We start from the raw sequence: 22,538 nt of genomic DNA on the forward strand, positions 1-22,538 counted from the left end.
GTCAGGCGACCGGCCCCTCGCCGAGGGTCACGGTCGCGGTGTGGGCCTCCCCGGCGGCATCGGTCCAGCTGACCGGGATCTCGTCGCCGGGCTCGTGGTCGCCGAGCACCGAGGTGATGTCGTCGATGCTGGCCACGGCGGTCCCGTCGACGGAGGTGATCGTGCTGCCCTCGGTGACCCCGGCTGCCTCGGCGGCGCCGCCCTCGACCACGCCGACGACCAGCGTCGACCTGGTCGTGTCCACCTGCACCCCGAGCGCGGCGGCCGAGCCGCCGATCTCGACGTCGCCCGACTCCTCCCCGGCCAGGATCTGGGCGGCGATGTCGAGCACGGTGTCGATCGGGATGGCGTAGCCGGAGATCTCGGCCGAGCCCGAGGTCGCGGCGACGTTCATCCCGATGACCTCGCCGTCCTCATCGAGCAGCGCGCCGCCGGAGTCGCCGGAGACGACGTCGGCGTCGGTCTGGATCAGGTCGCTGAGCTCGGCGGTGGTGCCGTCCTCGTTGTTGACGGTGATCGCGGTGCTCGGGTCGGTGACCGTACCGTCGGCGGCCGAGAGCGAGCCCTGGCCCTCGGCGTTGCCGACGGCGGTGACCTCCTCGCCCTGCGTCGCGGCATCCTGGTCGGTCGCGACCGTCGAGAGCCCCGAGGCGTCCTCGAGCTGCAGCACCGCGACGTCATGGACGTCGTCGTAGCCGAGGACCGTCGCTGCGTACGTCTCCCCCGTGCTCGGGTCCGTCACGGTGATCGAGGTGGCGCCCTCGACGACGTGGTGGTTGGTCACCACGATCCCGTCGCCGGTGATCGTGAGCCCGGTGCCCGCGCCCTGTCCGGTGCCGTAGCCGACCGTGGTGTTGATCAGCACGACGCCGGTCGACTCGGCCTCGGTCGCGGGCTCCGAGTCGACGGTCGCGGTCGAGGTGCCGAGGCTCTGCCGGTAGGGGTCCACGATCCCGCCGCCATAGGCCCCGCCGTAGCTCTCGACGGAGCCGCCGTAGCCGTACCCGTAGCCGGGACCGGACTCGGCTGCGTACGTCTTGGTGGCGCTGACCGCGGCCACCGCGAGGGCCGGGGTGGCGACCGGGATCGCGACGAGCGGGATCGCCGCGACGGCGAGGAGAGAGTGACGGATACGGCGGGAGCGGGACATCGGGTCCTCCTTGAGGCAGTTGATGCCTCAAGATTCCGCCCGCCCGCTATGGACTTCCTGTGAGTACGTCACGGAATGGCTGGGAATGCCAGGACACCCGATCGGGGGCGACGCCCTCGGCCCTCGCCTCCGTGCTACTCGTTCAGGTCTGCTCAACCCACCGCCCGACACCATCTGCGTGCGCCAGCAGATGGGCGCTTCCGACCTGAGGTGGGGGTGAGCGTGACGCGCCGGTGAGCAGCGGATGGCGTCTGAGAAGGTGTCGAGGCCTTCAAGATCGGTGGCGACCAAGCAAACGTTCACCGGAAGGCCTCGACGTTGTCCGAGCCTCCGGCGTGCGGTGCTGCACGCTGCCACCACGATTCGCCCTACTGCGCCCGCTGCGACCTGTTGGTCTGGCTCGACGGCCTCCACGTTCTCGCCGTCATGCACGATGAGAAACGCCAACGACTCCGTGTGGTGGTCGAGTCCCCACCGGCTCCGATGGGGCTGCTCCTCGCGCGGCGTGATCGCCCACAGCCACGGCCGGCGCGAGGTCACGTTGATCGACGCGCCCTGCTTCGGGTGCCCCTCATGGCGGACCGCCTCTGACCAGCCGTGTCGCGGCTGGTCAGAGACAGGATCACATCCGCCCGGCTCCGTCTCGGATGGCCTCGCGGATCCGGGTGTAGGTGCCGCAGCGGCAGACGTTGCGGATCCCGTCGAGATCGGCGTCGGTGATGGTGCGGCCCTCGGCACGCACCTTCTTCACCAGCGCCACCGCGGCCATGATCTGGCCCGGTTGGCAGTAGCCGCACTGGGCGACGTCATGGTCAAGCCAAGACTCCTGCATCGGGTGCAGACCGTTCGGCCCGCGGTCTGACTCGGGCACCTCACCCGGGAGACCCTCGATCGTGGTGACCTCGTCGTCGGCGCTGAGGGCACCGACCGGCACCGCGCACGGGTTGAACGCCTTGCCGTTGAGATGTGACGTACAGGCCTTGCACACGTTGATCCCGCATCCGTACTTCGGCCCCTTGACGCCGAGCAGGTCACGCAGGACCCACAGCACACGTACGTCGTCCTCGACGTCGACGCTGATCTTCTCGCCGTTGACGACGAATGTCTGTTCAGGCATGTCAGGGCTCCTCAGTAGGTCCACCGGAGGCCGTCAGTCGGAGACTGCGGCACGGGCGGGATGAACGACTTCGGCTCGAAGAAGATCGGATCGTTGTGGTTGATCGGGAACTCCGTCGGCATTTTCCCGGTGGCCCGGGCGTAGGCACAGGCGGCCGCGGCGGCCGCAGTAGCGACACCGGCCTCGCCGACACCGCCGATGATCTTGCTCTCCCCCGGCAAGATGACCACCTCGACCTGGGGCGGCGTGTTCCACTGCCGCGTGTAGGCGTAGTTGTCCCAGCTGGCCTCCAGGAAGTGGCCGTTGCGGAGATGCACGCTGCTGGAGAGCGTCATCGCGATGCCGTCGTTGATGCAGCCCTGCATCTGCGCCTCGACGCTGCGGGGGTTCACCACCTGGCCGATCTCGATGACCATCGTCGCCCGGGTGACCCGGGGCCCGGCGTACGCATCGCGCACCTTCCGATTGACGGTCTCGGGGCGACAGTCGATCTCCATGACGCAGGCGCTCACGCCCTTGTACTCGTAGTGCACCGCGATGCCTTGGGCCGTGCCCGGAGCCATCGGCTTCCCCCACTCGGCCACCTCCGCGGCCTTGTCGAGCACCGCCCGGATCCGCTCGTTCCGCAGGAACTCCTTGCGGAAGTCGTACGGGTCCTTCCGCATCGCCTTGGCGAGCTGGTCGACCACCAGCTCGCTGGCCGTGCGTACGTCCGGGGAGTAGACGTTGCGCATGGCGCCGGTGTTGAACCGCGTATCGGTCTCGTTCATCGTCTGCGCGAGGACTCCGAAGTCGTAGGGGATCCCCGAGGTGAGCGCGAAGATCAGCTGGGAATAGCCGAGGTTGCTCAGTCCCTCCGGCAGGTCCGCACCCAGGGAGGTGACGATCTCACCGAAGCCGTGGCGCCAGTCCGTCTCGACGCTGGTATGCGACTGCTGGAAGGCCAGCACCTCGTTGCCGACGTACGACGCGCGCACCCGTGACGTGCACAGTGGATGGAGTCGCCCGGCGCGAGGCTCGTCCGCGCGATGCCACATCAACCGGACCGGCACGCCCATGGCCTTGGACGCGTGAGCGGCATCCAAGGCAGCGTCCCAGAAGAGCCGGTGGCCGAAGGAGCCGCCGCCCTCGACGACGTTGACCTTGAGCTTGGTGGGGTCGATGCCGACTTCGAGGGCAATGCGCTGCTGGGAGACGATCGGGTTCTTCAGGGCCGCCCAGATCTCCCCGCCGTCCGCACTGACGTCGGCGACGGCGCTGATCGGATCCAGCGGTGCGTTGCTGCGGAAGTAGAAGGTGAAGTCAGCCGCGACCGTCTTGGACAGCGGGTTGTTGGGCAGCGAGGGCATCGGCAGCTCGGCCGCCTTGACCCCGGAGAGGATGTCCTCGTCCGACTCGCCGGCGACCGGGCCGTCCTTCCAGGCCACGTCCATCTTCTGGATCGCGTCGATGCACTGGCCGAACGTCTTCGCCCGCACCGCGATCCCGGTCGGGATCTTGGCGACATGGGTGACCCCAGGCATCTCGAGGATCTCCGCCCTGTTGCGCAGTTCCACCGGAGTGCCGTTCATCGTGGGGGCACGGCACACCATGGTCGGCATCGCGCCCTTGTGGTCGTAGTCCATCGCGAACTTCTTGGTGCCCGTCACCGCGGCGAGCGCGTCCACCCGGTTGCGCGGCTTCCCGATGAGGGTGAACTCGCTGGCGTCCTTGAGGGTGACCTCGACCTCCTTGGTGGTCCCGGCGGCAGCACGCTTGGAGAGCTCGGCGTACGTCGCGGTCGCACCGTTGGCGGCGGTGACGACGCCGTCCTTGGACGTGAGCTCGTCGACGGTCCCGCCCAAGAGAGCGGCTGCTGCCTCGAGCAGGGCACCCTTCGCGATCGCGGCCGCCACGCGTACCGGCGTGAACATCGCGTGGATCGTGTTGGAGCCACCGGTGATCTGGTTCCAGATCAGCTCTTGGCGAGCCGGCGCCAAGGTGACCGTGACCCTTTCCAGCGGCAGGTCGAGCTCCTCGGCGATGATCATCGCGATCCCGGTCGTGATGCCTTGGCCGTTCTCGGAGCGAGGCAGCTCGAAGCTGGCCGTACCGTCCTCGTTGATCACGACCGTGATCAGGTTGGCCGTCGGACGCGCGGCGTCGGTGAGCGCGTCGGAGAGGTCGTAGGTGTCGAAGACCTGCGGCAGGCTCGGCACCTTCGCATCGGCGGGCTCGGCGAGCATGCCGAGATCGGCGGCCGCCATCACGGTGGCGCCACCGATCAGGTAGCCGATGAACCTGCGCCGCCCCATCGGGTACGGCCCGGTCGACGTCTGCGCGCCGATACTTTCGTGAATTTCTGTCATGCGGAGCACCTCCGATTTCGAGGCTCCGGACGCTGCGCCCAGAGGTTCTGCTCCCTCCCCTGACGGGACATCGTGGCATCGGTCACAGACGGCCACTACCCACCTTGGGGGGTGATCGGCTCCGAATGAAAGTGCTCCGGATGGGGTACCTCTGGGCATGCCAGAATGCACCCCACAGCAGGTCGGCGGTAGCCCGTCATCAGTCGCGGGCCCGCAACGCGTCGGCGCCGAGCTGAGCGATCGGGTCCAGCCGGGTGACCTCCCGGGTGGCCAGGTCGACCATCACCGCGGTGTCCGCGGGCACCGGCGTCCAGCCCGGCTGATCCAGACCGCTGGAGACGATCTCGAGGCCGTAGCCGGTCCGGCGGTAGTCCATCGCGAAGTACTCCGTCGTGTGTCGCGGCGGGATGTCGCCCTCGTCGTCGAAGAGCTCGCGCAGCGCGCGCAGGGGCGAGTCGGCACGCGAGTTGATGTGGATCGCGAACATGTGGGTCCGGGTGAGCATCAGCGCGTTCAGGCTGCATCGCGGGAACTTCTGGACCAGCGTGGCCAGTGCTTGGGTGACGCCCTCCGCCTCGTCCCCGTACTTCTCGACGTTCTGGTGCACGAAGTGGAAGTAGCGCTCGCTGTCGGTGTCACCGCGCAGCCGCCCACGCGACTCCGGGGTCAGCAGCGCCTCGAGGTCGGCGATCGGCGAGATGTGGCCGTTGTGCGCGAACGCGGCGCCGTCATTCAGGAACGGGTGGGTGTTCTCCGGACGTACGTCGAGACCACCCGTCGCCCAGCGAAGATGCACGAACCCGGCATGGGAGAGCGGGGCCTCGACGAGTCGGCGATAGGTGTCGTCGATGTCCGCCGAACTCGGCGAGCTCGTCGTGCAGGTGCCCTCGGGCGTGTGCCAGGACATCCCCCAGCCGTCGGAGTGCACGGACGTGAGCGAGGTGAACGCGGCCAGCCCCTCCTCCCCGAGAAGGTCGGCTACGGCACACGGGGACTCGGTCACATATCCGAACAGGCGACACATCGTCGAGTTGCTCCTTCCAGAGGCAGGTGTGAGCAGTGAAGAGCCACTATTCGAGCAGTACCCATCACCAGGTCAGGACAGTCGGCGTCGAGGAGGAGCTGCTCCTCGTCGACGCCGAGACCGGCGCGCCGCGATCGGTGGCCAGCGAGGTGCTGCGGGTGGCACGCCGGCACGGCGACACCGAGGTCGCGGCCGGCGAGGCCGGCGGCTCGGTGGGGCCTGAGCTGCAGGAGCAGCAGGTCGAGACCGACACGCCGGCGGAGGAGTACCTCGGGATCCTCGAGCAGGACCTGAGGCGGTGGCGCGACAAGGCGCGGGCGGCCGCGAGCGAGGCGGGCGCGCTGATCCTGGCCAGCGGCACGACCCCGCTGCCGGTGTGGCCCCAGACCTTCGACGACGAGCGCTACGCGGCGATGGCGGAGCGGTTCGGGCTGACCGCCAGCGAGCAGCTCACCTGCGGCTGCCATGTGCATGTCTCGGTCGAGTCCGACGACGAGGCCGTGGGAGCGCTCGACCGAATCCGCGCCTGGCTGCCGGTGCTGCTCGCGGTGAGCGCCAACTCACCCTTCTGGCAGGGCGGCGACTCGGGATACGCGAGCTACCGGTCTCAGGTGATGACCCGGTGGCCGACGAATGGTCCGACCGAGATCTTCGGCAGCGGCCAGGCGTACGTCGACCACCTGCGCCTGCTCGTCGACACAGGCGTGCCGCTCGACGAGGGGATGGCGTACTTCGACGCCCGCCCGTCCCGCAACTATCCGACGCTCGAGATCCGGGTCGCCGACGTCTGCCTCGACCCCCGCGACGCCGTGCTCGTCGCCGCGCTGGCGCGGGCGCTGGTCGAGACCGGAGCCCGGGAGTGGGCCGAGGGCCGGCCGCCCGACCCGGTGCCGGTGGCCGTGCTCCGGCTCGCCATGTGGCAGGCGGGACGGCACGGCATCACCGGCGATCTGATCGACCCGCGTTGTCACCGGCCGAGGCCGGCTCGTGAGGTGGTGGAGCTCCTGCTCGAGCACATCGGCCCGGCGTTGCGTGACACCGGAGACCTCGCGCGCGCCGAGAAGGGGATCGGCCGGATCTTCACCGGCGGCACGGGTTCCACGACTCAGCGCCGGATCCACGACGAGGAGGGTCGTCTGGACCGAGCAGTGGTCCGGCTGGCCGAGCTCACCTGAGTTTCCCATCCCTGAACTGGAGGCACCTGCATGATCCGCTTCGGTCATCTCGACATCGACTTCGACGACCGCGTGCTCACGCCGCGTACCTGGACCGTCCGTCAGTCCGAGTGGGCGGCCAAGCTGGCCGCGGAGCTGCCGGACGGGCCGATCCTCGAGCTGTGCTCCGGCGCCGGCCAGATCGGCCTGCTCGCCGCCGCCCTGACCGGCCGCGGTCTGGTGTGCGTCGACGCCGACCCGGTCGCCTGTGCATTCGCCCGGGCCAACGCCGAGCGCGCCGGGCTGGCGGACGTGGTCGAGGTACGCGAGGGCGGCATGGAGGAGACCCAGGACCCGGACGAGCGCTACTGGCTGGTGATCGCGGACCCGCCGTGGGTGCCCACGGCCCAGGTCGGGCGATATCCCGAGGACCCGCGGACGGCCATCGACGGCGGCGCCGACGGGATGCTGGTCGCCGAGAGGTGCCTGACCACGACCGCCCGGCACCTCTCCCCCGGCGGCGCGGCCGTCCTCCAGCTCGGTACGCCAGGGCAGGCCGATCGCCTGCTGGAGATGGTCGAGGGCACCGACCTGAGGATCGAGGAGGTCCGGGACTCGCCGGGCGAGGGGGTGCTCGTGCACCTCGCCCGGGCACCGTGGCCGAGCATGTCGGAACCGGCCGCCGGGTACCGGCCGGTCGTGAGGGAAAGGTGGGCGTAGATGCTGCCGAAGTCGCGTGGCACCCTGAGTGCCGCTGTGTTCACCGCGCTGCAGAGCGGCGCCACCGCTGATCTGGAGCCGACCCCGGAGTCGGCCGAGGACGCCCAGATCGCTCTGTGGGCGCTCTACGAGCTCCACTACCGGGGCTTCGACGAGGTCGATCCCGACCTCGAGTGGGACCCGGACCTGCTGCGCCTGCGCCGCGGTCTGGAGAGGTCGTTCGAGGCCGAGCTGCGGCGGCGCTGGGAGCACAGCGGCTTCCAGGATCGCGAGCTGGACCTGCCCGGATTGGTCGCCGGCCACGACGGACCGTCGCTGGCACGGTTCGTGCAGCGCCGGGCTGACCGGGAGCAGGTGCTCGAGATCCTCAAGCACCGCTCGCTCTACCACCTCAAGGAGGCCGACCCCACCAGCTGGGTCGTCCCCAGGCTCGACACCCGGCCCAAGGCCGCGATGATGGAGATCCTCTTCGACGAGTACGGCGACGGTGACCCGAACCGGCTGCATCACCACCTGTTCCGCCGCGGCATCGAAGCGGCCGGGCTGCGAACCGACCACGCGTGCTACGTCGACGAGGCGCCGGCCGAGATCCTCGAGTCGAACAACGCGCTGTCGCTGTTCGGGCTCCACCGCAGGCTCCGCGGAGCGGCGCTCGGCCACTTCGCCGCGTTCGAGTCGACCAGCTCGGTCCCGTCGCGGCAGCTCGCCCAGGGGCTGCGTCGGCTGGACTTCCCCGAGGAGATGGCCGCCTACTACGACGAGCACGTCGAGGCCGACTCCGTACACGAGCAGCTGGCCGTACGCGACGTGTGCGGCGCGTTCGTGGAGGAGAACCCGAGCGAGCGCGACCAGGTGCTGTTCGGCGCCTTCACCTGCCTCGACCTGGAGGCTCGCTACGCCCGGACGATGCTCACCCAGTGGGGTGCCTCATGACGGACTTCGAGCACGCCTCGATCGTGCTGTGCCCGGCCGGGCCGATGCTGCTGCGCGGGAAGCACGAGATCCAGGATCCCGACGGGAAGATCCACCGCACGGTTCGCCCGGTCAGCGCGGTGTGCATGTGCGGCGGGTCCGCGATCAAACCCTGGTGCGACGGTACGCATCGGCTGCTGGCCGCGCGAGGGCGCGACAGCGACGACACCCGCGGATGAGAGGAGCCCCTGGTGGTTCGACTTCGTCGGGTCTCGGCGGAGGAGCCGGGGTGGACCCGCCGTCGCGCGGGTCGCGGCTTCGTGTACCTCGACGACTCCGGCGACCGGTTGCCGGACGACGCCATCGAGCGGATCCGCGCCCTGGCCATCCCACCTGCCTGGGAGGACGTGTGGATCTGCCCCCGTGAGAACGGGCATCTCCAGGCCGTCGGGACCGATGCGGCAGGCCGGCGCCAGTATCTCTACCACCCCGACTGGCGGACGAAGCGCGACCAGGAGAAGTTCGAGCGGGTGCTGGAGCTCGGTGCGGTCCTCCCCCGCGTACGCGAGCGGACGGAGCGGGATCTCACCACCACCGGGATGAGCGCCGCCCGGGCATCTGCACTCGCGGTGCGGCTGCTGGACCTGGGGTGCTTCCGGATCGGCAGCGACGCGTACGCCGACGAGAACGGTGGCTTCGGCCTGACGACGCTGGAGCGTCGCCACGTACGCAAGCGGGGCGAGGCGTACGTCTTCGACTTCACCGGGAAGTCCGGCGTCCACCACTCCATCAGCATCGACGACCCGCTCTCGGTGGAGGCGATCGCGCAGCTGCGTCGCCGCCGCGCAGGGTTCGAGGAGCTTCTCGCCTACCGGCAGGGCCGGCGGTGGCAACGGCTGACGCCGGCCATGGTCAACGACTACATGCGCGAGCTGAGCGGCCTCGAGGTGTCGGCGAAGGACTTCCGGACCTGGCACGCGACCGTGCTCGCGGCGCTCGCGCTGGCCGAGGACCCGCACGCAGCAGGGCGCTCGACCCCGACCATCAGATCCCGCCGCAAGCAGCAGGTCGCCGCGATCAAGGAGGTCGCGGAGTACCTCGGGAACACTCCGGCGATCGCCCGGAGCTCCTATGTCGACCCACGGGTGCTCGAGCTGCACGAGCAGGGTCGCACGATCCGCGTACGCAACGGCGTGAGCAAGGACCCGCAGGCGCGCCAGGCTGCGGCCGAGCGCGCGGTCCTGCGCCTGCTGACGCAGGACGACGGCTGAGGGAGCCGGACGTACGGCCCCCGCTCAGCCCTCGATCCCGGTGGCCTCGTGAGAGGCACCCACCGGCTTGCTCTCCGGGGATCCGCGTTGCCTGAGGTAGATCGAGAGGACCGCCATGGAGCCGACCGCCAGGAACTCCGACTGCCAGTTCTGCAGGGTGCGCGCCCAGAAGTCGGAGTGCGTCAGGTAGGACGCCCACGAGATCGGGTCGCGCAGCTGACGCAGCCTGGTCTCGTTGTACGCAGCCCAGCCCGCCACCGACTGGACCAGCCAGGACAGCAGGAAGATGGCCCCCATCGTGATGCCGAGGGACCGCGAGTAGAGCGCGGTCCGCCAGCCGCCGGCCCGGGCCAGCCTCGGCGAGTCAGGACGGGCGTACGCACCGACCTTCTGCGCCTCGTCGGACTCCTTGCCGGCGTCCTTCAGCGGCTTGGACTCCGGGGAGCCTCGCTGCACCAGCCAGACCGTGAGCATGACGTAGAGCAGGAACTGGAGGTACTCGCTCTGCCAGTTCTCGGTCACGTCCACGGCGAAGCTCGCCGAGGTGAGATACCGGCCCAGCGAGAGCTGGTGGAGGCCGTCGGCGAACAGCTCGTCGTTGAGCTGGTGCCACCCGGCGACGGCCTGGCCGGCGAGACTGGCCAGGAAGAGCGCCCCGAAGCCGAGGCTGAGCGAGTTCTCCTTGAGGAACCGGCGCATCCGTGCTCCTCACCCGTGCCTCAGCGCGAGGACGAACGTGTAGAGCAGCCCGATCCCGATGACCGCCAGGTAGGCGACGTACATGACGCGCATCTCAGCCTCCGTGCAGGGCGCAGTCGTAGGGCTTGGGAGGCTGGGGCGTACAGCCGGCCGCGAACATCCGCCAGCCGTCGGCGAACCGGGTCAGGAACACGGTCTCGCCCTGATACCGCACCTCGGCCATCGTCCCGAAGACGTCCACACCGTCGAGGGCGCCCGGAGCGGGGAGCTCCTCCTCGGCCAGCGCGCCCTCGCACGGCTTCTTGGCGGCGGACTCCAGCTCCGATCGCGTCTCCGGAGCCAGCAGCGCGCACGCCTCGCCCCAGTTCTGGGCGGCGACCGCGTCCTGGAAGGCCGCGGCGCTGTCACGCACCGCCTCGTCCTGTCCCGAGCCGCATCCGGTGAGGATCATCGGAAGGAGCAGCGCCAACGCCGTCAACCACCACCGCATGCGGGATTCCTCAGTCGTGGGCGGCTCGTGCCGCTCCCGCCTCCGTGGCCTCGCCGCTGGTCTGCAGCTGACCGCCCTGGTCCTCCAGGTGGGCGCGTACGAACCAGTGGAAGAGCTCGAGCTGCTCGACCTGGCCGATCAGGATGTCCTGGGTGACCAGGTCGATGTCGTCGAGGGTCTTGATCGCCTCACGGTAGGAGGAGATCACGCCCTGATAGGTGACGTCGAGCGCGGCGAGGTGCTCCTGGGTGGTGGCCCGGCCGATGCTGTAGTCGTTCCACTCCCGCTCCTCGACCAGCGCGCCCGGGGTGCCTCGCGGGGCACCGCCCAGGGTCGCGATGCGCTCGGCGAGCGCATCGGCCATCGCGCGTACCGCGTCGACCTGCGGGTCGATCATCTGGTGGACCGCGATGAAGTGGGGGCCCACGACGTTCCAGTGCACGTGCTTGAGGGTGAGCTGGAGGTCGTTGGCGGCGTGGAGGCGCGACTGGAGAAGGCCGATGGTCGTCCGCGCAGCATCCTCGTCGAGGCCCGGGATCGTGTAGTGCAGCTTGTCGGTCGTCATGCCGCGATCGGTACCCATAGCCGCCCGATTCATACCAGTACACGGGTGCGAATAAACTTGGCCGCGTGCCCGCACTTCTCAGCTCACCGTCTCGCGTCTTCCGGATCGTCGCCACTGCCGAGGCGGTGACCTGGACCGGGCTGCTGTGCGGCATGTTCCTGAAGTACGTCACCGAGACGACCGAGCTGGGAGTCAGCATCTTCGGGATGCTGCACGGGATCGTCTTCATCAGCTACTGCGTGACCACCGTCGCGGTCGCGGTCGACCAGCGCTGGTCGTTCGGCCGGCTCCTCGCCGGGCTCGCATCCTCGATCCCGCCGCTCCTCACCCTCTGGTTCGAGCGCTACGCCGAGCGCCGAGGCCTGCTCGCCCCGACGTGGCGGCTGATCGACGAGTCCCCCGCCCGCCCGCTGGAGCGTCCGCTCGCGTGGCTCCTCCGCAACCCGGTGCGCGGCGTGGCCGCCGGCCTCGCGAGCGTCGCCGCGCTGACCGTGGTCGCGCTCGTCGCCGGGCCGCCGGTCGGCTGAGCCCCGGCCGCAGCGCGCGGCCCGATCACGACGCGGCTTCTACGACCTCGACCTCGCCGCGGCGTACGACCTCCCCGCAGGCCTTGCAGGCCAGCACGGGGTGAAACTCCGACCCACAGGAGTGCTCGAACCTGGCCGGCGGGCCGTCGTCCCCGGCGAGGTGACGATCGCCGAACTCGCGCATCGTGGCGATGATCGGCGCGAGCGACCGCCCGAGGTCGGTCAGGTGGTATTCGAACCTCGGCGGACGCTGCTCGTACTGCACCCGCGTCACCAGTCCGTGCGCCTCGAGCCTGCGTAGACGGTCGGTGAGGATGTCGCGCGGGCCGCCCGTGAACCGGGCGATCTCCTCGAACCGGTGGCTTCCGAGAAACAGCTCGCGAACGACGAGCAGGGTCCATTTGGAGCCGACGAGCTCGAGCGTCCGCGCCACCGAGCACTCACGTACCTGCGTCATCATGGTTCGATCCTAATCGAGTTGGAAAACCAAACCAACCCGAGTACGTTGGAAAAACCAACTCGTACGTAGCGGCGCTCGCGCCTCGAACAGGAGAACCACATGCCCACTCTCGCGAACGCGGTCGTCCTGGTGACCGGAGCGAACGGCGGACTCGGCACCCACTTCGTCAACCAGGCGCTGGAGCGCGGCGCCGCCAAGGTCTACGCCGCGGCCCGTAAGCCCCGCGAGTGGAACGACCCGCGCATCGTGCCGCTGCGGCTCGACGTGACCGACCACGACTCGGTCGCCGAGGCGGCCGCGGCGGCCGGAGACACCACGGTCGTCATCAACAACGCCGGCGGCTCCAACGGCGCCAGCGTGACCGGTGACCTGAGCGCCGCCCGCGACCTCTTCGAGACGAACTTCTGGGGAGCGCTCGACGTCACGAACACCTTCCTGCCGTCGCTGCGCGCGAGCAAGGGCGTCGTGCTCAACGTGCTGTCGGTCCTGAGCTGGTACGGCGTCGGCGACGCCTACAGCGCCACCAAGGCCGCGCTGTGGTCGGCGACCAACACCCAGCGCCTCGCGCTGGCGGGCGACGGCATCCACGTCGCCTCGCTGCACCTGGGCTACACCGACACCCCGATGACGGCCGGCATCACCGACCCGAAGAACGATCCGGCCGACGTGGTCCGCAGTGCCTACGACGGCCTCGAGGCCGATGCGTACGAGATCCTCGCCGACCAGGTGAGCGCCGACGTCAAGGCCGGTCTCGCCCAGCCGATCGAGGCGCTCTACCCGCAGCTGGCCCGCTGACCTACACCCAGGAGACGCTGATGACCCTCGAGTTCGACGCCTTCTACCTGCCGACCGACGAGGACGGAACGTTCGAGTCGACCCCGGCGACGGCAAGCCCCTGGGACCACTCGTTGCAGCACGGCGGTCCTCCGGCTGCCCTGCTGGCCCGGGCGATCGAGTCCGTACGCTCCGCCCCGGCCCTGTCCATCGCCCGCTTCACGGCCGACATGCTCGGCGGCATTCCTCAGGGGACCATGCGCGTCGAGGCGCAGGCGGTCCGGCCGGGCCGTCGGGTCGAGCTGATCGAGGCCTCGCTGTGGGCCGGTGACCGGCTCGCCGTCAAGGCGAGCGCCTGGCTGATCCGGGCCACACCGGGCTCGACCCGCGAGCACTGGCGCCCGGAGGAGAAGGTCCCCGAGATCCCGCCGGCCTCCTTCGAGCGCTTCTTCGACGGAGTCAGCCCGGACTGGGGCTACGGCCGCGCCATCGACTGGCGGTTCATCAGCGGGGGTTACGAACCCGGCCCGGCGGCCGTGTGGGCGCGCCTGCGTGTCCCGCTGGTCGCCGGCGAGCAGGCCTCGCCGGTGCAGCGCCTCCTCACCCTGGCCGACTCCACCAACGGCCTGTCCGGCTCGCTGCCGATGAGCGAGTGGTACTTCATCCCGCCGACCGTGACCGTCACCATCGAGCGACCGCCCACGAGCGAGTGGATGCTGCTCGACGCCCGCAGCACCATCGGCCCCGACGGCATCGGGCAGGCACACGGCGACATGGCCGACGAGCACGGCACCTTCGCCACGGTCGCGCAACCGCTGATGGTCGCGCCTCGCTGACCATCGTCCACGCACCACCCCAGGACTCCCTCAACCGACCACTCGAACACGAAAGAAGACCACCATGCCGAACACTGTGATCGTCGACGCCGTCCGTACGCCCGTCGCCAAGGGCAAGCCCGGCGGCGCCTACTCCGAGATCCACGCGGTCGACCTCCATGCGCACACGCTCGCCGCGCTCGTCGAACGCACCGGCATCGACCCGGCCGTCGTCGACGACGTGATCAGCGGCGCGGTCGGACAGGTCGGCGAGCAGTCGGGCAACACCGCCCGCTGGGCCCTGCTCGGCGCCGGGTTCCCGGAGTCGGTCCCCGGCGTCACGGTCGACCGGCAGTGCGGCAGCTCGCAGCAGGCGCTCCACTTCGCCGCACAGGGCGTCATCGCCGGGGCGTACGACGTGGCCATCGCCTCCGGCGTGGAGTCGATGAGCCGCGTCCCGATGGGGTCGCAGTTCCTGGGCAAGGACTTCTACGGCAGCAAGGTGAACGCCCGCTACGACGGCGGCCTCGTCCTCCAGGGCATCTCGGCCGAGCTGATCGCCAACAAGTGGGACCTCTCCCGCACCGAGCTGGACGAGTTCGCGGCCGAGTCGCACCAGCGGGCCGCGACGGCATGGAAGAACGGTCATTTCGACTCGCAGGTCACCTACGTGAACGACCTGCGCGTGGACGAGACGATCCGGCCGTCCTCCACGGCCGAGTCGCTCGCAGGCCTTCGCCTGGCCTTCAAGGACGAGAGCTCCGTGGCCAGGTTCCCCGACATCGACTGGCGCGTCACGGCCGGCAACAGCTCCCCCATCAACGACGGGTCGGCTGCACTCCTGGTCGCATCCGCGGAGGCCGCCGCGCGCCTCGGCCTGACCCCGAGAGCACGGGTCCACTCCTTCGCGGTCGCCGGCGACGACCCGATCTTCATGCTCACCGGCATCATCCCCGCGACCCAGAAGGTGCTCGCCCGCGCCGGGCTCTCCATCGACGACATCGACGCCTTCGAGGTCAACGAGGCCTTCGCCTCCGTCGTACTCGCCTGGCAGAAGGAGACCGGTGCCGACCTCGCCAAGGTCAACATCAACGGTGGCGCCATCGCCATCGGGCACCCGCTGGGCGGCTCCGGCGCCCGGCTGATGACCACGCTGCTGAACAACCTCGAGCAGACCGGCGGCCGCTACGGCCTGCAGGTCATGTGCGAGGCCGGCGGCCTGGCGAACGCCACGATCATCGAGCGGATCTGAGGCGCCATGACCCAGGACACGACCTCCGAGCAGTCCCGAGTGGTGCGCGAACGCACCTACTCATGGGCCGACCCGCAGCTCTTCGCCACCGCCGCCCGGGAGCTCGACGGGCTCGACTTCTTCAAGCAGCTGGGCGACAGCGAGCTCCCGCCGCCACCGATCAACGCGACCCTCGGCATGACTCTGGTCGAGGTCAGCGACGGCCGGGCCGTCTTCGAGCTCACCCCCGAGGAGTGGCACTACAACCCGATCGGCACCGTGCACGGCGGCATCCTGGCGACCCTCGCGGACTCGGCTCTCGGGTGTGCGGTCCACACCAAGCTGAAGGCCGGCACCGGTTACACGTCCCTCGACCTGACCATCAAGTTCACCCGCGCGGCCACGCTGGACAGCGGCACGCTCACCTGCGTGGGACGCGTCGTGACGATCGGACGCCGCGCCGCGACCGCCGAAGCCGAGATCACCGACACGACGGGCCGCGTCATCGGTCACGCGGTCGCGACCTGCCTCATCATGGCGGGGAGCTGACGGCTTCGGCGGTTGCGCGTCAGCTGTCGGCGTGCTGATCGAGCGTACGCCGCAGGTCCTCCTTGCCCTTGTCCCCGACGGGGATGTCGGCGTTGGCGGCCTGGCGGCGCAGCTCATCACGGGTGATGTCCTGGGGCATGTCACCGAGGTGCTCCTGGCGGCTCTTCAGGAACGCCTTGCCCAGCTCGGCACGGCGGGCGTCGTCGAGACGGTCGCGAATGCCCGGCAGCACGGTGCTCTCCTCCTCCTCGACGTGGTGGCTGACCGCCTCGACCACCTCCGCCAGCTTGTCGCCGTACTCCGCTGAAAAGGGGTCGCACTCGCTGAGCTCGGCGAGGAGGCGGTCCGCCAGCAGGTGCTCCTCCTGACTGTGCGCGACGTCCTCGGCCTCCCCCGCCTCGTCCCGGGCGACCGGGTAGACCTCAGCCTCCTCGGCACGGCTGTGTGCGGCCAGGAGCGTCACCAAGATCGGGGTCAGCCCGGCTCGTACCTCCGGATCTCGCTGAAGCTTCTCGAACAGGCTCTCCACCTCACGGTGGTCCTGCATGATCAGGTCGGTCACGTCTTCGGACACGGCAGCTCTCCTCTGCACTGAAAAGGGATCCGGCCGCTCACCGGTACCCCCGAACGCGCAGAATCAGCCTCAGTCAGGCGGCTCGTCGACGATGTGCACGGCCGCTTCCTCGGCGGAGGCGCCGGCACCGTCGATGCCCTCGTCGTGTCCGATGAGCTTCCCCTCGTCGTCCTCCCGCACGCCCTCGTCGGGGCTGGTGAGCCGACCGGAACGGGCCTCGCCCACCTCGCCGGTCACCGGACCGTCCAAGATGTCGGCGTCAGCCTCCGCCTCGGCCTCCTCCCAGACCTCCGGCTCCTCCTGAGCGCGCCGTTCGTCGATGGTCTCGCCCTCGATCTCCTCCCGCGGCGTCACACCCTTGGCGGTGACACCCCGCGGCCGCTCGGGCGGCGAATAGCCCTCGTCCAGGACATCGTCGACACCGCGGTCGTCGAGGGTGTCCTCCGGCTGAAGCTGCTCTTCACTCATGACTCGACCGGTAACCCCCGACGCGACCTCGCATGCTCCGCGAGTCGGTTGGTTCGTACGTAACCTGGTTCGGGGAGGCTGGCCGTGCTGGACCTGCAATGCGACGAATCGGGGCGACGTAGCTATGACTGCCGACCTTGCCTACGTGGTGATCGGCGCCAGCCTGCTGCTGGCCATCGTGCTTCCCGACCTCCTCAACCGGTGGGCGATCTCGGCTCCGATGGTGCTGGTCGGGGTCGGGATGCTGATCGGGCTCACGCCGCTCCCCGATGGTCTGCCGCTGGACCCGCAGGCCAACCGGGCCGCGATCGAGCACGCCACCGAGCTGGTCATCATCGTGGCGCTGATGGGCGTCGGCCTGGCGCTCGACCGGCCGCTCGAGCTCCGCGATCCGCGGACCTGGGGCCGGTGGTCGTCCACCTGGCGGCTGCTGGCGGTCGGGATGCCGATCACCATCGCCGCCATCGCGGTTCTCGGGTGGGCCGCCGGACTGACACCGGCCGTGGCGATACTCCTGGGCGCGGCGCTGGCGCCCACCGACCCGGTGCTCGCCTCCGACGTCCAGGTGGCCGGCCCGCAGACCGGTGACCACGAGGTCGACGAGCACGACGAGCTCCGGTTCACCCTCACCTCGGAGGCGGGCCTGAACGACGGCCTCGCCTTCCCGTTCGTGTACGTCGCGATCCTGCTCGCCACCCAAGGAGCCGTCTCGAACTGGGCCCTGGAATGGGTCGGCTTCTACCTGGTGGCCAAGATCGTGATCGGCGTGCTCGCCGGGCTGGTGGTGGGGAAGGTCCTCGCCTACGTCGCGTTCCGGTCCAGCAGCCGGTCCCTGCGCGTGGCCGAACGCGGGGAGTCGCTGCTCGCCCTCGCGGCCCTGATCGCGTCGTACGGCGTCGGCGAGGTTCTCGGCGGCTACGGCTTCCTCTCCGTCTTCGTCTGCGCCATGGCCTTCCGTTCGGCCGAGCGCTCGCACGACTATCACGCGGCCATGCACGAGGTGGCCGAGCGGCTCGAGCGCCTGCTGACCCTCTTCGTACTCCTCGTTCTCGGGATCGCGCTCACGCGAGGCCTGCTCGAGGCTCTCGACTGGCGCGGGATCGCCATCGGGCTGGCGCTGATCCTGGTGGTCCGTCCGGCCGCGGGGATCCTGGCCCTGGCGCCGTGGCCGGGCCGAGGACAGCGTACGTCTCCTCTCACCCGGCACCAGCGGTGGGCCACGGCGTTCTTCGGTGTCCGCGGGGTCGGGTCCGTCTACTACCTCGCCTACGCCGCCGGGCAGGACGAGGCGCTGGCTCAGGACTGGCTGTGGTCGACGGTCGCCTTCACCGTCGTCGCCTCGGTGCTGATCCACGGAGTCCTCGCCACCCCGGTGATGGCACGCGTCGATCCCGCCCGGGGATGACCACGAGGGGCGTACGTCAGGCGGGGCCGCCTTCGCCGCTGTCGGCGGCGAGCAGGTCGACGTCGACCTCCTCCTGACGCGAGATCCGGTCGGTGACGAGCTCCTGCTGCTCCTCGGTGAGGGTCACCCCGGCCTCGTGCAGCGCCTTGGCCAGCTCTTCCCGGATGGTTCCCTCGGGTGCGGTCTCCTGCCATGCGTTGACCCGTTCGACCACACCTTGGAGTGCCTGTACGCGTGCTTCGTCCTGGTTCATCTCAGTCATCTGCACGCGGTACCCGCCCTGGGCGAGGACATGCCGCAGACGGGTCAGGCCTGCGAGCGGGCTGGCCTCGGGATCATCCCTACCGGAGGAGGACACGACCCGCCGCGGCGGCCACCGTGGTTCCTGTGGTCGACGCATGGCTGTCCCGCAGTCGTTCTGACAAAGGTGAGGGGTACCGATGAGCAGCACCGAGGTGGCAAGCCGAGCAGGTGGTGTCCTCCTCGTCACCTGCCTGTCGACCCTGGTGGTCAACGCCAACACGTCGGCGGTGAGCATCCTGCTCCCCGCCATCAGCGCCGATACCGACATGGATGTCACCACGCTGCAGTGGGCCGTCACGGGCTACTCGCTGGTGGGTGCCGCGACCATCGTGACCTCCGGCTCGTTGGGCGACGTGTTCGGCAGGAAGCGCATCTTCCAGCTCGGTCTGCTGCTGTTCATCGCTTCGTGCGTGCTGATCGCCCTCTCCGACTCTGGTGCAGCCGTCATTGCCGGGCGGTGCATCCAGGGTGCATCCGGCGCGACGATCCTGGCCTGTGGCCTCAGCCTGCTCACGGTCGGCACACCTGAAGAGGGCAAGCTGCGGGCGGTCTCGCTCTGGGGCGCGGCGGCAGGCGTGGGTGCTGCGGCCGGGCCGCTGCTCGGTGGTGTCCTGGTCGACCTGACGAGCTGGCAAGGTCTGTTCTGGCTCGACGCCGGCGTCGCGGCGGTGTGCATGGCGATGACCGCACGCATGGTGACCGAGTCCCGCGACGAGGACCGGCCACGCTCGATCGACGTCGGTGGCAGCGTGCTGGTCGCCGCGACCCTCACCCCGATCATCCTGGCGCTGAGCGAAGGCAGCGACTGGGGGTGGACGTCGTTGGCCACGCTCGGGTGCCTGGCCGTGTCCGTGGTGTCGGGATTCGCCTTCGTCGCGGTGGAGAAGCGGGTCGCCGTCCCCATGCTCGACCTGGCTCTGCTTCGCAACAGGGTGCTGGTCGCGTCCACGATCGCCATCCTCATCGGCGCCGGCACCATCAACGCGCTGATGTATCTGGTGAGCCTCTACTTCCAGGACCCGAGCACGCTCGGGCTCAGCTCGCTGCAGGCCGGCTTGGCCACACTTCCTGCCACCGCCGGCCTCGTCGCGGTCGCGCCGTTGGTGCCAAAAGTCGCGGCGAAGTTCGGCGGTCGCCCGGTGGTCGGAGCCGGGTTCGCACTCACGGCGGTCGGCTTCGGATGGATCGGCTTCGTCGAGGGCTCCTGGGGCTACGGCGCGTTCGTGCTGCCGCTCGTCGCAGCAGCGATCGGGATGGGCCTGTCCAACGGGCCCGCGACGTCAGCGTCGACCGCGTGCGTCTCGGCGGCCCAGGTGGGGGCCGCCTCGGGTGTCTCCAACATGGCACGCTACGTCGGCGCAGCCGTGGCCACGGCGCTCGCTGCGACGATCTACGGCAACGTCATCGCCAGCCGGACCGCTGAGGGCCAGTCCAGTGTCGATGCCCTGTCCTCCGGCCTCGCCGCCGCGTCCTGGGTGATGGCGGCGTTCAGTCTCGCCGGTGTCGTGATGGCCGTGGTCATGGGGCGTCACCGGGTCGCCCAGGGCACCATCGCCGACTCGGGCGCCGCGGCCGCTGCACACATGCACACCCTGCCGACCTCGGCGACACCGACGTCGGCCGGAAGGACACCCTGACGCCACGACGGCAGGTTCGCCGCACCGAGAAGGCCTTTCACGACTCTGCCGGCCCGGCGACCTCCAAGCGCACCACGACGCCCTTCGAGGTCGGGGTGTTGCTGCCCTCGGCAACGCTGTCGAGCGGCACGAGCACGTTGGTCTCCGGATAGTACGCAGCCGCCGAACCCCGGCTCGCCGGATAGCCGACCAGGGTGAACCCTGGGGCGCGCCGCTCGACGCCGTCCTCCCAGACCCCGACGATGTCGACACGGTCGCCGTCGGCCAGACCCAGCTCGGCGATGTCGGCCGGGTTGACCATCACGATGCGGCGAGCGTTGTGGATGCCGCGATAACGGTCGTCCATGGCGTACGGGATGGTGTTCCACTGATCGTGCGAGCGAAGCGTCTGCAGGATCAGATGACCCGGCGGGGCCTCCAACCACGTCAGGTCGTTGCGCGTGAAGACGGCCTTGCCGCTCGGCGTGCGATAGACACCGGAGTTGACCGGGTTCGGCAGAACGAACCCGGTCGGATTCTTGATCCGCTGGTTGAAGTCCTCGAATCCCGGCACCACTCGTGCGATCCGATCGCGGATCCGGCCGTAGTCCGCCTCGAAGTCCGCCCAGCGGATGCCGTACCGGCCACCGATCGTGGCCTGGGCCAGGCGCGAGATGATCGCGACCTCGCTGAGAAGGTGCTCCGAGGCGGGCTGGAGCTTGCCGCGGGTGGCGTGCACGGAGCTCATCGAGTCCTCGACGGTGACGAACTGCTCACCGCTGGCCTGGACGTCGATGTCGCTGCGGCCAAGCGTGGGCAGGATCAACGCGGTCTCGCCGACCACCGTGTGCGAGCGGTTCAGCTTGGTGGAGACCTGGACCGTCAGGCGGCAGTTCCTCAACGCGGCCTCGGCGACGTCGCTGTCCGAGATCGCTCGGACGAAGTTGCCGGCGACACCGACGAAGACCTTCGCCTTCCCGTCGCGCATCGCCCGGACGCCGTCCACCGAGTCGTACCCGTGCTTGCGCGGTGGGTCGAACCTGAACTCGGCGCCCAGCGCGTCGAGGAAGGAGTCGGGCATCTTCTCCCAGATGCCCATCGTCCGGTCGCCCTGCACGTTGGAGTGACCGCGGACCGGGCAGACCCCGGCCCCGGGCTTGCCGATGTTGCCCCGCAGCATGAGGAAGTTGACCACCTCGCGGATCGTCGGCACGCCGTGCTTGTGCTGGGTCAGTCCCATCGCCCAGCAGACGATGACCGAGCGGCTGGCCAGCACCTGCTCGTGGACCGCCTCGATCTCCTCGCGGGTCAAGCCGGTGGCCTCGAGCGCAGCCTCCCAGGTGATCGTGCGGGCGTGCTCGGCGAAGGCGTAGAACCCGGTCGTGTACTCCGCGATGTACTCCCAGTCCAGCACTCCGCCGCCCTCGGCCCGGTCCGTCTCGAGCAGACGACGGTTGAGCATCTGGAACAGCGCGAGGTCACCACCCGGGCGGATCTGCAGGAACTGATCCGCGATCTGGGTGCCCCGGCCCACTACTCCGCGAGCCTTCTGCGGGTTCTTGAACCGCATCAGTCCCGCCTCGGGCAGCGTGTTGACCGCGATCACCCTGCCGCCCCGCTGCTTGGTCTCCTCCAGCGCGGACAGCATCCGCGGATGGTTCGTGCCCGGGTTCTGGCCGACCACGAACACCAGGTCCGCGTTGTAGATGTCGTCGAGCTGGACGCTGCCCTTGCCGATCCCCAGCGTCTCGTTGAGCGCTGAGCCGCTCGACTCGTGACACATGTTCGAGCAGTCGGGCAGGTTGTTGGTGCCGAACGCGCGGGCGAAGAGCTGGAGCAGGAACGCGGCCTCGTTGTTGAGCCGGCCCGAGACGTAGAACATCGCCTCGTCGGGAGAGTCCAGGCCGTTGAGCTCCTGAGCGATGGTGTGGAACGCGTCCTCCCAGGTGATCGGCTCATAGTGCGTCGCACCTGGCCGCTTGACCATCGGCTCGGTCAGGCGGCCCTGCTGGTTGAGCCAGTAGTCGGACTTCCCGTCCAGCTCCGAGACCGGGTGACGCGCGAAGAACTCGCGCGTCACCCGGCGCGACGTCGCCTCGTCGGCGATGTGCTTGGCACCGTTCTCGCAGTACTCGTTCCGGTGCCGGTGACCCGGCTCGGGCCAGGCACACCCCGGGCAGTCCATCCCGTCGGCCTGGTTGAGGTTCAACAAGGTCAACGCTGTACGCCGCACCGATGTCTGCGTCAGCGAGTACTCGATCGCCTTTCGCACCGCCGGCACACCGGCGGCCCAGGTCTTCGGCTCGGTGACGCTGAGTGCGTCCACCGGTTCTTCCACGGCGTACGAGCCGTTCGCGTCTTGTTTC

24 protein-coding genes are annotated in these 22,538 nt (G+C 69.6%); 12 read left to right on the forward strand and 12 right to left on the reverse strand.

Features of this window, described 5'->3' with window-relative positions:
• Position 1: 1 nt before the first annotated feature.
• The 4 genes from ABTX24_RS13720 to ABTX24_RS13735 form a co-directional block, all read right to left on the reverse strand.
• Positions 2-1,150, reverse strand: a complete 1,149-nt coding sequence (locus ABTX24_RS13720) for a S1C family serine protease (protein ID WP_160028452.1) — start codon at positions 1,148-1,150, stop codon at positions 2-4.
• A gap of 622 nt (positions 1,151-1,772) precedes the next feature.
• A complete protein-coding gene (locus ABTX24_RS13725) occupies positions 1,773-2,267 on the reverse strand; it encodes a (2Fe-2S)-binding protein (RefSeq protein WP_160028450.1) in 495 nt (164 codons plus the stop codon).
• Positions 2,268-2,278: 11 nt separating this feature from the next.
• Positions 2,279-4,615 (reverse strand): molybdopterin cofactor-binding domain-containing protein, encoded by a 2,337-nt coding sequence (locus ABTX24_RS13730; protein WP_350840310.1) that lies wholly within the window; start codon positions 4,613-4,615, stop codon positions 2,279-2,281.
• A gap of 199 nt (positions 4,616-4,814) precedes the next feature.
• On the reverse strand, positions 4,815-5,639 hold the full coding sequence (locus tag ABTX24_RS13735; protein ID WP_160028446.1) for a class II glutamine amidotransferase: 825 nt from the start codon (positions 5,637-5,639) through the stop codon (positions 4,815-4,817).
• Positions 5,640-5,674: 35 nt separating this feature from the next.
• On the opposite strand from ABTX24_RS13735, the gene ABTX24_RS13740 reads away from it, so the two are divergent.
• Genes ABTX24_RS13740 through ABTX24_RS13760 form a run of 5 tightly spaced genes read left to right on the forward strand, consistent with a single transcriptional unit; the run spans position 5,675 to position 9,696 of the window.
• Positions 5,675-6,814, forward strand: coding sequence for a carboxylate-amine ligase (locus ABTX24_RS13740; protein WP_350840312.1), 1,140 nt, complete (start codon positions 5,675-5,677; stop codon positions 6,812-6,814).
• Positions 6,815-6,844: 30 nt separating this feature from the next.
• Complete coding sequence (locus ABTX24_RS13745; protein WP_350840314.1) at positions 6,845-7,513, forward strand: methyltransferase domain-containing protein; 669 nt, start codon at positions 6,845-6,847, stop codon at positions 7,511-7,513.
• Positions 7,514-8,446 (forward strand): iron-containing redox enzyme family protein, encoded by a 933-nt coding sequence (locus tag ABTX24_RS13750; RefSeq protein WP_350840316.1) that lies wholly within the window; start codon positions 7,514-7,516, stop codon positions 8,444-8,446. It abuts the gene before it with no gap.
• Positions 8,443-8,664, forward strand: a complete 222-nt coding sequence (locus tag ABTX24_RS13755; RefSeq protein WP_160028438.1) for a CDGSH iron-sulfur domain-containing protein — start codon at positions 8,443-8,445, stop codon at positions 8,662-8,664. The genes ABTX24_RS13750 and ABTX24_RS13755 overlap by 4 nt, the downstream gene beginning before the upstream one ends.
• Before the next feature lie 12 nt (positions 8,665-8,676).
• Positions 8,677-9,696 carry a DNA topoisomerase IB gene (locus ABTX24_RS13760; RefSeq protein ID WP_350840318.1) on the forward strand — a complete coding sequence of 340 codons (1,020 nt, stop codon included), beginning with the start codon at positions 8,677-8,679 and terminating at the stop codon, positions 9,694-9,696.
• A 24-nt stretch (positions 9,697-9,720) separates the two neighbouring features.
• On the opposite strand, the gene ABTX24_RS13765 is transcribed toward ABTX24_RS13760, so the two are convergent.
• From ABTX24_RS13765 to ABTX24_RS13775, 3 genes are all read right to left on the reverse strand, one after another.
• The gene (locus ABTX24_RS13765) at positions 9,721-10,395 is read right to left on the reverse strand and encodes a DUF6766 family protein (protein ID WP_350840320.1); all 675 of its coding nucleotides are present in this window, start codon (positions 10,393-10,395) and stop codon (positions 9,721-9,723) included.
• Positions 10,396-10,489: 94 nt separating this feature from the next.
• Entirely contained in the window at positions 10,490-10,885 is a 396-nt protein-coding gene (locus tag ABTX24_RS13770) for a hypothetical protein (protein WP_350840321.1), read from the reverse strand.
• Positions 10,886-10,895: 10 nt separating this feature from the next.
• A complete protein-coding gene (locus ABTX24_RS13775; RefSeq protein ID WP_160028430.1) occupies positions 10,896-11,450 on the reverse strand; it encodes a Dps family protein in 555 nt (184 codons plus the stop codon).
• 65 nt (positions 11,451-11,515) lie between these two features.
• Between ABTX24_RS13775 and ABTX24_RS13780 the strand changes: the two genes are divergently transcribed.
• Complete coding sequence (locus ABTX24_RS13780; protein ID WP_350840323.1) at positions 11,516-11,977, forward strand: DUF3817 domain-containing protein; 462 nt, start codon at positions 11,516-11,518, stop codon at positions 11,975-11,977.
• Positions 11,978-12,002: 25 nt separating this feature from the next.
• Here the strand turns inward: ABTX24_RS13780 and ABTX24_RS13785 are convergent, their stop codons facing one another.
• Complete coding sequence (locus tag ABTX24_RS13785) at positions 12,003-12,437, reverse strand: winged helix-turn-helix transcriptional regulator (RefSeq protein WP_350840325.1); 435 nt, start codon at positions 12,435-12,437, stop codon at positions 12,003-12,005.
• A 99-nt stretch (positions 12,438-12,536) separates the two neighbouring features.
• Between ABTX24_RS13785 and ABTX24_RS13790 the strand changes: the two genes are divergently transcribed.
• From ABTX24_RS13790 to ABTX24_RS13805, 4 genes are all read left to right on the forward strand, one after another.
• A complete protein-coding gene (locus ABTX24_RS13790) occupies positions 12,537-13,232 on the forward strand; it encodes an SDR family oxidoreductase (RefSeq protein WP_350840327.1) in 696 nt (231 codons plus the stop codon).
• Between the two features lie 20 nt (positions 13,233-13,252).
• Complete coding sequence (locus tag ABTX24_RS13795; protein ID WP_350840329.1) at positions 13,253-14,047, forward strand: thioesterase family protein; 795 nt, start codon at positions 13,253-13,255, stop codon at positions 14,045-14,047.
• Between the two features lie 64 nt (positions 14,048-14,111).
• Entirely contained in the window at positions 14,112-15,278 is a 1,167-nt protein-coding gene (locus ABTX24_RS13800) for an acetyl-CoA C-acyltransferase (protein WP_350840331.1), read from the forward strand.
• A 6-nt stretch (positions 15,279-15,284) separates the two neighbouring features.
• Positions 15,285-15,806, forward strand: a complete 522-nt coding sequence (locus ABTX24_RS13805) for a PaaI family thioesterase (protein ID WP_350840333.1) — start codon at positions 15,285-15,287, stop codon at positions 15,804-15,806.
• A gap of 19 nt (positions 15,807-15,825) precedes the next feature.
• Here the strand turns inward: ABTX24_RS13805 and ABTX24_RS13810 are convergent, their stop codons facing one another.
• Positions 15,826-16,380 carry a hemerythrin domain-containing protein gene (locus ABTX24_RS13810; protein ID WP_160028416.1) on the reverse strand — a complete coding sequence of 185 codons (555 nt, stop codon included), beginning with the start codon at positions 16,378-16,380 and terminating at the stop codon, positions 15,826-15,828.
• Positions 16,381-16,449: 69 nt separating this feature from the next.
• Complete coding sequence (locus ABTX24_RS13815) at positions 16,450-16,848, reverse strand: DUF5709 domain-containing protein (RefSeq protein ID WP_350712823.1); 399 nt, start codon at positions 16,846-16,848, stop codon at positions 16,450-16,452.
• Positions 16,849-16,972: 124 nt separating this feature from the next.
• Between ABTX24_RS13815 and ABTX24_RS13820 the strand changes: the two genes are divergently transcribed.
• On the forward strand, positions 16,973-18,253 hold the full coding sequence (locus tag ABTX24_RS13820; protein ID WP_350840335.1) for a cation:proton antiporter: 1,281 nt from the start codon (positions 16,973-16,975) through the stop codon (positions 18,251-18,253).
• Positions 18,254-18,269: 16 nt separating this feature from the next.
• On the opposite strand, the gene ABTX24_RS13825 is transcribed toward ABTX24_RS13820, so the two are convergent.
• The gene (locus tag ABTX24_RS13825) at positions 18,270-18,515 is read right to left on the reverse strand and encodes a hypothetical protein (protein ID WP_350712825.1); all 246 of its coding nucleotides are present in this window, start codon (positions 18,513-18,515) and stop codon (positions 18,270-18,272) included.
• A gap of 178 nt (positions 18,516-18,693) precedes the next feature.
• On the opposite strand from ABTX24_RS13825, the gene ABTX24_RS13830 reads away from it, so the two are divergent.
• Positions 18,694-20,193 (forward strand): MFS transporter, encoded by a 1,500-nt coding sequence (locus ABTX24_RS13830; RefSeq protein ID WP_350840337.1) that lies wholly within the window; start codon positions 18,694-18,696, stop codon positions 20,191-20,193.
• Positions 20,194-20,230: 37 nt separating this feature from the next.
• Here ABTX24_RS13830 and ABTX24_RS13835 read toward each other — a convergent pair whose 3' ends face one another.
• On the reverse strand, positions 20,231-22,498 hold the full coding sequence (locus tag ABTX24_RS13835) for an FdhF/YdeP family oxidoreductase (RefSeq protein WP_502891084.1): 2,268 nt from the start codon (positions 22,496-22,498) through the stop codon (positions 20,231-20,233).
• Positions 22,499-22,538: the final 40 nt, after the last annotated feature.

Source organism: Nocardioides sp. NPDC127514 (assembly GCF_040302125.1).
Classification (GTDB): domain Bacteria; phylum Actinomycetota; class Actinomycetes; order Propionibacteriales; family Nocardioidaceae; genus Nocardioides.